This window comes from Mycobacterium sp. 1164966.3, from assembly GCF_001665395.1.
In the GTDB taxonomy this organism is placed as follows: domain Bacteria; phylum Actinomycetota; class Actinomycetes; order Mycobacteriales; family Mycobacteriaceae; genus Mycobacterium.
On sequence record NZ_LZSG01000023.1, the window covers coordinates 93,454 to 106,518 of the forward strand.

General features: G+C 62.9%; 11 protein-coding genes. 1 reads left to right on the top strand and 10 read right to left on the bottom strand.

Annotation, left to right across the window (positions count from 1 at the left end):
* Genes A9W99_RS08430 through A9W99_RS08465 form a run of 8 tightly spaced genes read right to left on the bottom strand, consistent with a single transcriptional unit; the run spans window position 1 to window position 8,979 of the window.
* Window positions 1–1,251 (bottom strand): MlaD family protein, encoded by a 1,251-nt coding sequence (locus A9W99_RS08430; protein ID WP_067375706.1) that lies wholly within the window; start codon window positions 1,249–1,251, stop codon window positions 1–3.
* Entirely contained in the window at window positions 1,248–2,498 is a 1,251-nt protein-coding gene (locus tag A9W99_RS08435) for an MlaD family protein (protein ID WP_067375708.1), read from the bottom strand. Before A9W99_RS08435 ends, A9W99_RS08430 begins: the two co-directional genes overlap by 4 nt.
* Window positions 2,495–3,601 carry an MCE family protein gene (locus A9W99_RS08440; protein WP_067375710.1) on the bottom strand — a complete coding sequence of 369 codons (1,107 nt, stop codon included), beginning with the start codon at window positions 3,599–3,601 and terminating at the stop codon, window positions 2,495–2,497. The genes A9W99_RS08435 and A9W99_RS08440 overlap by 4 nt, the downstream gene beginning before the upstream one ends.
* Window positions 3,598–4,653: an MCE family protein gene (locus A9W99_RS08445; protein ID WP_067375747.1), complete on the bottom strand. Its 1,056-nt coding sequence runs from the start codon at window positions 4,651–4,653 to the stop codon at window positions 3,598–3,600. The genes A9W99_RS08440 and A9W99_RS08445 overlap by 4 nt, the downstream gene beginning before the upstream one ends.
* 5 nt (window positions 4,654–4,658) lie before the next feature.
* Window positions 4,659–5,714: an MCE family protein gene (locus A9W99_RS08450; RefSeq protein WP_067375712.1), complete on the bottom strand. Its 1,056-nt coding sequence runs from the start codon at window positions 5,712–5,714 to the stop codon at window positions 4,659–4,661.
* Window positions 5,711–7,270: an MlaD family protein gene (locus A9W99_RS08455; protein WP_067375714.1), complete on the bottom strand. Its 1,560-nt coding sequence runs from the start codon at window positions 7,268–7,270 to the stop codon at window positions 5,711–5,713. The genes A9W99_RS08450 and A9W99_RS08455 overlap by 4 nt, the downstream gene beginning before the upstream one ends.
* A 3-nt stretch (window positions 7,271–7,273) precedes the next feature.
* Entirely contained in the window at window positions 7,274–8,137 is an 864-nt protein-coding gene (locus tag A9W99_RS08460) for an ABC transporter permease (RefSeq protein WP_067375716.1), read from the bottom strand.
* A 2-nt stretch (window positions 8,138–8,139) separates the two neighbouring features.
* Complete coding sequence (locus tag A9W99_RS08465) at window positions 8,140–8,979, bottom strand: ABC transporter permease (protein WP_067375718.1); 840 nt, start codon at window positions 8,977–8,979, stop codon at window positions 8,140–8,142.
* A gap of 298 nt (window positions 8,980–9,277) precedes the next feature.
* On the opposite strand from A9W99_RS08465, the gene A9W99_RS08470 reads away from it, so the two are divergent.
* Window positions 9,278–9,877, top strand: a complete 600-nt coding sequence (locus tag A9W99_RS08470) for a TetR/AcrR family transcriptional regulator (RefSeq protein ID WP_067375720.1) — start codon at window positions 9,278–9,280, stop codon at window positions 9,875–9,877.
* Between the two features lie 95 nt (window positions 9,878–9,972).
* Here A9W99_RS08470 and A9W99_RS08475 read toward each other — a convergent pair whose 3' ends face one another.
* A complete protein-coding gene (locus A9W99_RS08475; protein WP_067375749.1) occupies window positions 9,973–10,299 on the bottom strand; it encodes an STAS domain-containing protein in 327 nt (108 codons plus the stop codon).
* Complete coding sequence (locus A9W99_RS08480; RefSeq protein WP_082929911.1) at window positions 10,299–12,764, bottom strand: SpoIIE family protein phosphatase; 2,466 nt, start codon at window positions 12,762–12,764, stop codon at window positions 10,299–10,301. The genes A9W99_RS08475 and A9W99_RS08480 overlap by 1 nt, the downstream gene beginning before the upstream one ends.
* Between the last annotated feature and the right edge of the window lie 301 nt (window positions 12,765–13,065).

The following is a 13,065-nucleotide window of genomic DNA, read 5'->3' on the forward strand; positions in this document are numbered from 1 at the left end:
TTAGTGCGGCGGTTCGATCGGCAGGACCGGGCCACCGTAGGGCGTGGGAATGGTGAAGCGGCCCTTGGGTGTTGGGTCGGTTCTCCTTCCCAGGTCTGCTCCGGGGGGCGGGCCGGCGGTGTCATCGCCACCCGGACGCGGCGCGTTCTTGGCTCCGCGGATCCCGACCCCTGGGTCGTCGTCGCGGCAGTAGGTGTACATGAATGGCTCGTAGTAGTCGGCGGACGAAGGGGGATGCGTCGGGGTTCCGTAGTCGCATGCGTACCGGGGGTAGAGTTCGGCCGTCGCCCACACGCCGTGGTCGTGAAAAGCGCTCGCCACGGCATCCAGTACCGACCCGCGGTAGTTGGGAAACAGCGCGTTGAGCGCCGGTACGCGCAAGTAGAGAAGTTGCGACGTGGTGGCCAGACTGCCCAGCAACTGCACCATGGTCTCGGAGTTGTCGTTGAACAGGCTGTCGACGGAGTTAAGCGTGTGCGGTGTCCGTTCGGTCAGGCGCCGATAGCCGGCCTGCATGCTGGCCACGCCCGCAAGGGTTCGATTGAGGCCGACGGTCGCCGCAGCCAAACCGGCGTTCTTATCGGCTGCCAGGGTCAGCACGACCCGGCTGGTCTTGATGATGCTGGTGGTTTGGGGCAGCACCGAATCCAGTGTCGAAAGCAGCATCGTGCCACCGTCGACGATCGCGGCCAGCTTGGCCGGTCCCTCCTTGCTCAGGCTGAGTTCCTTCTTGATCAGCTCGATCTTGTGGGGATCGACCTGCGCCAGAAGTCCGTCGGCATCGCCGAGCAGTTGCGCCAAGCTGACCGGCACGGTGGTGCGGTCGAGCGCGATGAAGCTGCCGTCGTGCAGATACGGTCCAGCATCGGATGTGGCTTCGAAGTCGATGTACTGCTCCCCCGCCGGAGACAGCGCGGACACGTGCACCACGGCGTTCGCGGGGATCCTCACCTTGGACGTGATGCTGGCGACCGCATTGACGCCCCGGTCGGTGATCTGCAGCGACTCGACCCGTCCGATCCGCACACCGCGCAGCGCGACGTCCTGATTAGGCAGCAGCCCACCGGATTCCGCCAGCTGAACGGTGACCCGATACGACGACGCGAACGGTGTCACGCGCAGCGCGCCGATTAACAAGTAGGCGGTCGCGACAACCAAGGTGAGCACGAGTCCGGCCACCGACAGCCAGACCTGGCGACGGTGGATTGCCCGCACCGCGCGGACAATGGCGCTGGCGGTCGACTCGATCATGGCGGCGGTCCTGGTGTCAGGAGGCCCGGCAGGTGCGGCCCGGGCGGCTCAGCCGGCGGAGCTCCTGCAGGCGGTGGAGCGACAACGATCTCGCCTGGCACGTTCGGATCGGGCATCACCGGCACCTGTACCGAGTTGGGCCCGCGCCCGACGACCCGTTCTTGCAGACGCCACAGGGTGTACTTCAGCGAGCCGACGAACTGGTTCCAGGTGTACCTATTGGGCCCGTGCAGCCCTCTGTCACCAGGGAATCCGATGTCGGGTATCGACCCGAGGATTAGCTGGTCGACACCCACATTCACCGAAATCGAGTTCCCCGCAGTCGATTTGACCAACGCGGGAATGAGCCTGTTCACGGACAGCCAACTGGTATCCGGACTCACCACGACATCGTTTGCGGCGCCGGCGATGGTGTTCAGGTCACGAATTATGCTTCGGCCGCTGGTATCGGTTCCCCCCAGTGACGGGAACCTGGCTAGGAGCCGGCTGGTGTCACCGACTTGTATCACCAAGTTGGATAGTTCGGTTGTGTTGGCGGCCAGGGCGTCGGTAGCGGGATTGGCGGCGGCCATAAGCTCGGTGAGGCTCTGGTTCTTGGCGTCGAGTTGCGCACTGAGCCGGGATAATTCGGTCAACGCGTTCGAAATCTGTCCGGATCGGGAGTCCAGCGTGCCGAGCAGCTGGTTGGACTTGCGGACTAGATCACCGAAGGCCTGGCCCTGGTCGCCGGTGGCCCTGCCGAAACCGTTGATGATATTGGTGAAGTTGCGCACCGCGCCGCCGTTCACCAGGATGGCCGCCGAACTCAGCACCGACTCGACAGTGGCGGCGGACGCCGTCGAGTCCAAACCGATGGTGTCGCCGTCCTTGAGCATGGGTGCGTCGGAGCCGGCCTCAGCGGGTGGGCGTACGGACACGAACACGTCGCCAAGCGGTGTCGCGGTACGCAACTCGGCGGTGCTGCCCTTCGGCAGGAGGACGCCGTCCCGGATGCGCAGCGTGGTGACCGCGGTATAGTTGCGCGCGATCATCGCCTCGACCTGGCCGACGTCGGCACCGGCGAGTTTCACCTTGGCGTTCATCGGCAGGTTGAGCGCGTTGCCGAAAACGGCCGTCAGCTTGTACCCTCCCGAACCGAGTCCTGGAGCCGGAAGTGGAAGGCTGGCAAGGCCATTCGTGGCGCATCCGGAACTGAGGACCGCCGCGGCAATGATCGCGGCAGCTGCTTTCCCTCGCGCGCTTGTCATTTCTGGCCCATCGCTGCCAGGCCGTCCAGCACATACGTCAACCCGAAGTCCGGCCCGAAGTCCTGAATGGTCCCCGTGCTGCAGCCGAGTTGTCGAAGGCCCATCAGGTTGCAGATCTCTTTGGTCAGTTGGCTGTCGAAGATCATTCGGTCGGTCAGGAAGTGCGCACGCACCGCGCCGTTCTCGCGGTCGATCATGTTGTAGGCGTTGTCGGCCAGCAGCGGGGCCAGGTCAAGGGTTTCGGCTAGTTCGCGCCGTTGGTCGGCGAGTGCCTTCACCGTGGTGTTGCCTTTGAGCAGGGCTTGCCGGATGGCCTCGCGATTGACGTCGAGGAGGTCGCCGGCCCGCTGGACGAGTTGGTCGAGTTTCTTTCCGGTGCTGCCGCTGCCGATGTCCTCGTCGGCCAAGATCTGGCTGACCTGATGGATGGTTGAGGCGAATTCACGCAGCTTGGCATCGTTGGTGGCGGCGGCCTCGAACAGCGAGCTGATGTTCTTGACGATCGTGGTGATCTGCTCACGGGTCTGCGCGCCGCCGTCACTGCTCAGCCGCAGCGCTTTGGACAGCTCGTCGAGTGCCCCCTTGATTTTGCCGCCGTTGCCGTCGACGACCTCGGTGCCACCGTTGATGACGTCGGCGATGGGTCCGCCACCGTGCCCGTCGCCTTCCAGCGACTTGGTCACCTTGTCGAGAACGGCTAGCACGCGGCTGAATTCGATGGGGGTCTTGGTGCGGATCAAGCCGATGGTGTCGTGGTTCTCCAACACCGGGCCGCCGTGATAGGGCGGCGTGAGCTCGATGTGACGGTCGGTGAGGATCGACGTCGACACGGTGACCGCTTGCGCGTTCGCCGGAACCTTGACTTTGCGATCCACGGTGAACGTGACCTCAACATAGCCGCCGCGCGGGTTGATTTTGGTCACCTTGCCGACCGGCATGCCCAGGACGGAGACCGCGTTGCTTTCGTATAAGCCTGAGGCACTGTCGAATTGGGCCGTCACCGTGATCGGTTCCGAGCCCCTGCCCAGATACCACCATCCCGCACTGATGGCTGCCACCACCAATGCCACGACGGCGACGATCGTTAGGACCCGGCCTCTCATTTGCAGTCCTTGAAGTACGGAATCATCCCGAACTGCTGGGCGCGGCCGCTGATTGCGCACATCCACGAATCGATGAGTAGGGCGTTGGGGGCATTGAAGCTGACCGCGTTGGCGTCGCCGGTGAGGTTGGTCCCCTCGCGTAGGAAGATCGGGGTTATCTGCATCAGATTGCGCAGTAGATCGTCGTGGTGAGACATCATGTCGGTGAACTCGCGGATGTCTTTGAGCAACGCATCGATACCTGACCGGTCGTTGACCACGAGCTGGTTCATCGTGTTCACCACGCTGGTGAGCGATTGCATCATGGCGTGGAACACGGCACGACGCGCGACGAACTGGGCTAGCAGGTCCTGCGCCTGGTTGACCACGTTGCCGATGTTGGATTGCTGGCGGCGCAAGGTGTTGGTGACCCGTTCGGTACTTTTGAGCAGCTGGCCCAACTGGTCTCTGCGTTGCGCAATGATCGACGACAACGAGTTGATGTTCGCCATTGCCTGGGGAACAACTGCGGGCAGCTTCTCGAGTTGCTTGCCTAGGACGGCAAGCGATTGCGCGAACCGGTCGGAGTCGACCTGCTCGAAAGTCGTTGTGGCATCCTTCAATGCGGCCTGCAGGTCGTAGGGTACCTCGGTGTGCGACAGCTCGAATGTGTTGCGCGGCAGGGAACCCGGGCCATTGGGCTCGATCGCGAGATAACGCGAACCCAGGATGGTGGTGACCTTGATCGAGGCCTTGGAATCCTTGCCCAAGACGATGTCGTCGCGAATCTTCAGACCGGCCTCGACGTGGTCGCCATCCAACTTCATGCTGGTGACGGTGCCCACCGGTATGCCAGCAATCGTGATGGGATTCCCGTCTCGCAGGGATGCCGCCTGCAGGAACTCTGCGGTGTAATGCCGATAGCCGACACCGACCATGTGGACAACCAGCATGGACCCGATCACCACCGCGACTACGGCGGCCGCGATGAAGCCGAGCCAAGTCGCGTTGTAGCTCTCGAGCGGGCGCTTTCTCAGGCGCTCGAGGCGAGACCGCACGGTTGAATCAGGCATCTGGGTCACCCACCGCCCGTGTTCCTGCATCGCGGGGTGTGCCACGCCTTGTTCCCCGGAGTTGCCGCATTGATGATGATCGGCGTCACGTCATTGAGCCCGGGGAAGAACCCGAAGATGTTCACGTCGCACAGATAAGCGTTGCCGTAGGCGCCTTGATTGGCAATGCGGGCAAGCCCTTTCAGCAGCAGCGGAACGTTGTCGCCGAAAAAGGCCACCTGAGGTTCGACGTCGAGCAGGTGCCGCGTGACACCCGGCCTGCGGCTGATGAATTCGCGCAACGCCGGGTAGTCTTCCGCGGCGGCAGCCGACAGGTGGGTCATCAGTCGTGACATGGCGCCCACCGAGGCCACCAGCTCCGGACGCCGTTGGTCGAGGGCGGCAACGACGTCACGTGTCTGGGTGAGGACGCCGTCAAGATTGTCGTTTTGGGCGGCAAGATTGACGACTACCCGGTTGAGATTCGTGATGACGTCACCGAGCGCCTGATCCCGTCCGGCGAATGTCTCTGTGAGCGTCGATGTTTGGCTGACCAGGGTGGCAAGAGAAGAGGTGTCGCCCTGCAGCGACTCGATGACACCCTTGGTGAGATTGTCTGCGTCGCGCGGGTTGAGCAGGCTGAACAGGGGCTCGTAGCCGTTGAGTAGCGCGGTGACGTCGAACGACTGTTCCGTACGTTCCAGCGAGATGGTGCTGCCCGGCGCGAGTTGGCCGGGACTGCCTTCCTTGCCCAAAGACAGTCCCAGATAGCGCTGTCCGACGATGTTCTGATAGATCACCGAGGCAACGGTGTTGCCGAACAGGTGCTGTTCCTGCTGCACCACGAAGGAAACTTTCGCGAGTTTGCCTTGCAGATCGATCTTTTCGACCCGGCCGACGCGCACCCCGGCCATCCGGACGTCGTCGCCCTCGCGAAGCCCATACACGTCGCTGAATACGGCTGAATACGAAGCCGTCTGACCGGCAACGTCACGCCGAAGGCTCACATAGACCAGCCAGGTAAGGGTCAACGCGACGACCATGAAGAGAGTCAGGCCGATGAGGGGACCACGAAATTTCATTTGGGTCCCCCAGCCGGCGGTGAACGAACCAGCGACACCGTCGTCCCACGGGCTACCGGTCCCAGCAGCAACTCGGTTGCGGCCGTGGCGGGCCTTCCGGTGATCACGCTCAACATGTTTCGCTCGTACTCGCTGCCGACGGGCCCGACGTTGCCGCCGAAGGACGACGTCCTGATCGATCCTGCTGCGGGAGGCCCTAGTAGCGGCGGCGGGGGCGCCACTCCCCGGCCGGGCGGCCCAGGGTTCGGGTCGTCGGGGTTGGCGCTCTGCGGCACCGGCGGCGACGGGGTATGGAAAGGCGGCAGCGGAGGATTGGGGTCTTGCAGGTTGGGCGGCCCGTTGATCAGGGGCGGACCCACAGCCACCAGGTTGCCGTTGGGACCGATGACCGTTCCCGGTGGCGGCGCCAGATCCTTGGGCGGCTGATAGTTCTGCGGCAGAAGCACTTCCGGTAGGTCAGGTTTGTTGGGAATCAGCGGAGCGGTGAAACAGCTGGGCCCCTTCAACTCACCGTAACGAGGACAGTCAGCTCGGGTGTATGCATACGTCTGGGTGAACGAGATCCGCGCGCGCATGTTGCCGAGGCCGTTCTCCGGCATCCACACTTCCTCCATGAATTTGTTGGCCAAGTTGTCGAGCTTGGTGACCGCCGGCACGAAGTTGTTGGACTTCATCGCCAGCACTCCGAGCACCGGCGTGAGATCGGTCGAGATTCTGATGAGCTGATCGATGTGGTTGGCGAACGATTGGCGCGTGGTGCCAACCGTGTAATCGGCGCCGGAGAGCAGCTCGGCCAATTGCCCGCGTGTCTCGGCGAAGGTCTGCATCGGCACCACGGCCTGGTGTAGTGCGTCGACAAGATCGGGCGCTGTCGCCTGCAGTCCACGCGTCGCATCGACGAGTGCGGAAACCGTAGAGGGTCCGGCGTCGGTGCTGACGATCGAATTGAGTTGATCGATAAGGCGATTCAGCTGTGCTCCGCTGGTCAGCAGCGCTGCCCGGCGATGATCGGTGGCCGCCGCGAGCGCGGCGAGAATACCCACCGACCTGTCTTCGCGGCCGCGTCCGGCGGCGGCGAGCAGATCGCGCAGCTTGCTGACGGTGGTCTGGAACAGCACCGTCGGCAGCTGTTTGTCTTCCCGGATGTGGGCGCCCGCACTGATTGTCGTCCCGGGCCCGTTACCCACCAGTTGAACTGAGGACACCGCGAACACGTTGGAAGGCACCACTCGAGCGGTGACGGCAGCCGGAATCGACTTGGCATACTCGGGTTTCAGATCGATATGGACGTAATTGGGTTTTCCGTTGGTCGCAGGCACGACGCTGCTGACCATGCCGACGAGCACACCGTGATACTTGACGTCGGATTTCTGCGGCAGGCCATCACCCACGTTGACCAGATCGGCGACCACCCGCACGTAGTCGTTGAGCCGGCCCGTCGACTTGACCAACAGCCCCGCGGTGAGCAGGGACGCCACCAGCGCAACCGCCACACCGTAGCCCAGCAACTGCCGGTCAGAGGGGCCGCGACCGTCCGTGTCATAGGAATTCGGCATGTATCAACCACCGAACCTTGCGCCGGCGTCGACGCCCCACAACGCCATCGTCAGCAGCATGTTCACCATGATCACGACGGTGATGCTGGCTCGCATGCCGTGGCCCGCCGCCACTCCCACGCCCTCGGGACCTCCGCTGGCGTAATAGCCGTAGTAGCACTGGATCGTCGAGGCGATCCACACGAAAATGACCGCCTTGAATAAGGAATAGACGATGTCCTTGCCCGCCAGCATCAACGTGAAGTAGTGCAGATACGACCCGGTGGAGCCACCGCTGCTGACCCCGACCACCACCTGAGTCGTCAGGTAGCCGATGGCCAGACACGCCGCATACAGCGGGACCGTCGCCACCACGGAAGCAACCAACCTGGTGGTCACCAGGAACGGAATCGGCCGAATCGCAATCGATTCCATGGCGTCGATCTCTTCTGCGATGCGCATCGATCCCAGCTGTGCGGTGAACCGGCAGCCGCCTTGCATCGCAAAAGCGAGGGAGGCCATCAGTGGGGCGAGCTCGCGGGTATTGACCAACGACGACACGAATCCGGTCGCGGGTCCCAGGCCCAGCAGGTCGAGGAAGTTGTAACCCTCGATGCCGACCAGCGCACCGACCGTCATACCCAACACCACGGCCACGCCCGCGGTGCCGCCGCCCACGACGATCGAGCCGTTGCCCCAGGTGATGTTCGACAGCAGCCTGAGAAACTCGTGGTGGTACTGACGCATTGCGATCGGCACGGCGACCAGCGCTCGCACGAAGAAGACCAGCATGTGGCCCAGCCGAGTGATCGGCCTTGCAATTCTGCGATAGAGCCGAAGCAACCGCGTCGTGACCGGCGCCAGGGGCAGGTAAGCGGACGCAGCCACTGCTACAGTCCCGTCCTGGGCACCAGCATGATGTAGAGCTGGCTGATGGCGACGTTGACGATCATCAGCAGCAGGATCGCTTCGACGACGGCCGCGTTCACCGAATTCGCGACACCAGTTGGTCCGCCCTTGGTGGACAAGCCTTTTTGCGCTGACACCACCGCCACGATGGCACCGAACACGATCGCCTTGAGCAGCGCCAGGATCATGTCGTCGGTCGTTGCGAACGACGCGAACGTCGCGACGAAACTGCCCGGCGCACCGTTTTGGAAGTACACGTTGAACATATAGCTAGCGAAAAATCCGACGAAGCATACGACTCCGGTGAGCGCAACGCCGATCATGATCGCGGCCGCGAAGCGCGGTACCACCAGGCGGCGGATCACCGATACGCCCATCACCTCCATGGCGTCGGTTTCTTCGCGCATGGTCCGCGAACCCAGGTCGGCGGTGATCGCCGACCCGACGGCCGACGCCATGAGAACCGCGGCAACCAGCGACGCGCCCTGACGAATGACCGCGAGTCCGCTTGCCGCGCCGGCCAATGAGGTGGCACCGACTTGCCCGGCCAGTAGCGCGAACTGGATTGACAAGGTGACGCTGATTGGCAATGACACCAGGATCGTCGGCAGCACGGCCGTGCCGGCCATGAACGCGCCTTGCCGGACAAACTCCTGCCATTGGAATCGGCCGGTCACCAGATCGAAGAAGAAGTACTGAACGGTGCGCACACCCAGGACGAACTGCTCACCGACCGTCGTCAAAGAGGCCACGGGATGGCGTCGGACGTATCCGACCGACCAGTCCTGGATCGCGGTGACGCCGGCTTGTTGCGCGATCATTGCACGACCTGAAGTTGGTCGAGCAAATTGATGTCATCGGTCATCAGGCACCAGCAGCCGCATCCATCGGCGCTCCCCCACCACTAAGTCCTTAGTGCCGAGCAGAAGAAGTCTGGTGCCTGGATTACTATCTTGACTAAGATAGTATCATCAGGCACCGCGATTCCGCAGCTCATCCGGTACGCGGTAACACGCTAGCCTAGTTGATAGCCACTTTCAATAGTGTAGAGTCACTCAATCGCGAGCGTCACCGGCCCGCGCGCGTGCGTCGAAAAGTCAGCTTGATGAAGGCGAGGACATGTCCTCAGCAAACAGCGGTTCGTTGCGGGACCGACGGCGCGCAGAGTTGCTTTCCGAGATCCAGCACACCGCGCACCAACTTTTCGCCGAACGCGGATTTGCTGCGGTCACGACCGAGGACATCGCCGCCGCCACTGGAATCTCGATCAGTACGTATTTCCGGCACGCGCCCACAAAAGAAGGCCTGCTTGTCGATCCGGTGCGAGAAGCCATCAGCGAAATCGTCACCACGTACAGTGCGCGGCCTGCGGAAGAATCGGCGGTTGAAGCGCTGATTCAGCTTTTCGTCACCCACGCCGAGGAAGCCAGCCAGCCCAACGTCGATACCTGGCACCAAGCGGTTTCGACCGCTCCCCATTTGTTGAGCAAATCATCGCTGGTGAGCCAAGACGACGAGCGCCGATTTGTAGAGTATGTCGCGCGCCGCATGGGCGTGGACCCGTCTGCCGACATTCGTCCCGCGCTGATGGTCCACACCAGCATGGCCACCGTCAAATTCGTGCTTGACCGGTGGCTGGTCCCGGAGAGCGTCCCGAGCGTTCCTTTCCATGTCCAGTTGGAAGAGGCGCTGCGCATCACCCTCGCCGGATTTGACTAGTTTGAGGCGCGTTGATTCTGCGCTACGGGCGTGGCGCACTCGAACTTTCGCGTCGTAGACGCAGAGCCAACGTAATTTTGGGGCTGGGCGATGCGTCAGTGTGCTGTGGTCGGGCCCGACGCTTTGATGGCGACCAGTTCAATCAGGCCGCTGACCGTGAGGACCGGCATCAGGGTGGGGTGGGCGATGAGACTTATGTAATCGGCCCGGGTGTACAAGGCGTTGATGGCAGCGCTGTCCAGGTATTCCACGGCGCTGAGGTCGACAGTGATCTTTTCGCCACTACTAGTGGCCTCAGCCATGGCGGTAGCAAGAGCTTGCTCGAATGCGCCGATATTGCTCAGATCGATTTCACCGGCGGCGACCAACACGAATGTCCCGTCGTCGTCGCGCGCGGTGTCGAGAGTAAGAGACGTGGACATCATGAGATCCTCGCGGATAGACGAACTGTGGTTCCGGCGGTGTCAAGCTTTATGGTGACGTCGTGCATAAGCCCGCGCATGAGGGTGATGCCCCGGCCGCGATGAGGGTTGGCGGCCGGTTGTGGAGGCTTCCACGAGCCGGTATCAGTGATAGTCACGTGCACGTGATCGACAAGCGCGATGGCGCCGAGGCTGATTGTGCCCTCGGGATCAAAACGATGCCCGTGCTCGATGGCGTTGGCAACAGCTTCCCCGGCCGCGATCAGCACGTTCACAGTTTGGTCCGGGTCTACCCGAGCTCGACTCAACCAGCTGCGCAGAGCTTTTCGGGTTGGGGCGAGGTTGCTGGCATGGGCGGGAAACTTCAACTCCAGCGGGGCTGGGTGCCGGTACAACAAAAGGGCAACGTCGTCCTGATAGCCGCCGCTTGGGGCGAGGCGCGACATGATCTGGTTCGCCAAATCCTCCAGGTCCGAGGTGAGGCCTGCCTTGAGCAGGCCGGCAGCACGGGAGATCCCGTCGTCTAGAGGAAGACGGCGACGTTCCACCAGTCCATCGGTGTAGAGCAGAAGGGTCGCGTGCGCCGGTAGAGTCACGTGGGCTTCGGGCCGGGGCCGGTGGGATCGTATTCCCAACGCGATGGTGTGGCCATCATCGAGTATCCGGGTGGTCCCATCGGCGTGAACCAAAATGGGCGGCGGGTGGCCGGCACTGGAGTACACCAATTCACCGGTTTCGGGGTTGAGCACCGCGCAGACGGCGGTGGTGCTTTGGGCGCCGGGCAGCCGGGATGCGAAACGATCAAGCCCCGCGAGAGCGGCTGCGGGACTCGGGTTCTCGAACAGCAGCGCGCGGCAAGCGCTGCGCACCTGTCCCATTATGGTCGCCGCGGCGAGGCCATGCCCGACACAGTCGCCCACAATCAAAGCGATGCGGCCGTCCTCCAGATCGAAGACGTCGTACCAGTCACCGCCGACTTGTAGAGGCCGGGAGGCAGCCTGATAGCGCACCGCGAATCCGTGTGGCAGAGCGGCAGGACCAAGAATTGCGTGCTGCAGCGCAAGCGCGGTTTCGCGCTGCTGATCAACTTGGTGCACCCGCTGCAGGCCCTGACCCAGGCGGCCGGCCAGCACGGTTAACAAAGTCTGGTCTTCGAGAGTGAATGGCCGTTGCTCCGCCAGATCGATCCGAACGACAAGCACGCCGTCTGGATGCTGCAGCGCGATAGCCGCTGTCCCGGGATTTGTTGTATTAGGGGTGAGCAGGTCGCCGTCCCGCATTGAACTGAGCATCTGTCGTGTATCTGGCGGCAGATCCACCCACTGCGTGTCCTCCCCGACCGATACCAAGTCCATTGCACCAGAAGCTTTTTCCGCGGTTGAGCTCTGCGTCGGAAAGGTAACGGCCAGGACCCGTCGTGCCCGCCATAGTCGCCGCAGTTCCTCGGCAGCGGCGTACACGGCGTCATTGACGGTGTCTGCTTCGGCGAGTTCCTGATTGAGCGCATGTTCGCGACCTGCCGCCAGCGCCAACGCAATTGCAGCGTGTCGGGCAAAGTCGCTGACCAGGTCGAGGTAATCGTCGCCGAATCGCGGCTGATGCGGATCGCGGGCGACCGCGATGACACCGAGTACCGCATCGTCTGCAATAAGCGGCATGACGATCGCTGAGCGCTCACCGACATCGGTGAATCCTTCGATCGGATATTGGAAGGACTCAGTGATCAGCGGCAATCCGCGACGCGCAACGCCGCCTGTGGTGGAGCCGTCCATCGGGACTTGGCGACCAATCACCTCCGAGGCGTAACGACCGGCGGTGGCGGCCACGACAAGGGTGTCGACCTCGTCGGCGGGCACATCAGGCTCTTTCGGAACGAGCAAGATGGCCTGCTCGGCACCGGCCAGCTCGAGGGCACGGTTGACGATGAGTTGCAACGGCCCCGTCTGTGGATCACCGGACAGCAGCGCGGTCGTGATTTCGCGACTGGCCCTCATCCATCTCGCCGATTCACGTTCTCGTTCGAAAAGTCGCGCGTTGTCGATGGCGGCCGCCGCGGCAGTCGCCATTGCCCGGACGGCCCCCTCCTGCGCGTCCGAAAACACGCGGTCGGGCCGATCGTCGGCGAGGTAAAGGTTGCCGAAGGCCGCTGCCCGCACCTTGATCGGTATTCCGAGGAATGCGCGCATCGGTGCGCCATCTGCGCGCAGTTCGGTGCCCTGCGGATGTTGACTCAAATCATCGAGGCGCAGACCCTCACCTACCTCGACACCCCCGAGCCGCCGCGCAGTGCCCTCGTCGATTCCCGTGTGGATGAAAGAGACCAGGGTGCCGTCGGAGGCGAGTATGCCTAGCGCGCCGTATCGGGCACCGGTCAGTTCGATCGCCCCACTGACGATTCGCTGCAACGTCACATTGAGGTCGAGATCGGAACCGATTGCGACGATGACCCGCACCAGTTGTTCCATTTGGTCGTGAGCTGCCTGCAGCTCGCCGAATTGTTCATTCACTGGGCTCACCCGACTCACGGATGGTCTGCCGGGCGATTGCGGGTCCGCCGGTCGCTGTCCATGACTACAAACCTAGTCGTCAAGGGGAGTCACCACAGCGTTAACTGACGACCCCGATGTCGAAAATTTGCCTGGTTCCAGCCACGGGCACGTTGATTCTGCGCTGAGGGCGTGGCGCACTCGCTTAGCCTCAAGTGATCGCTGCAACACCTTAGCGAGAGGTGTTGAGCGATATGGGGTATGTGACGGGGTTTCGGCG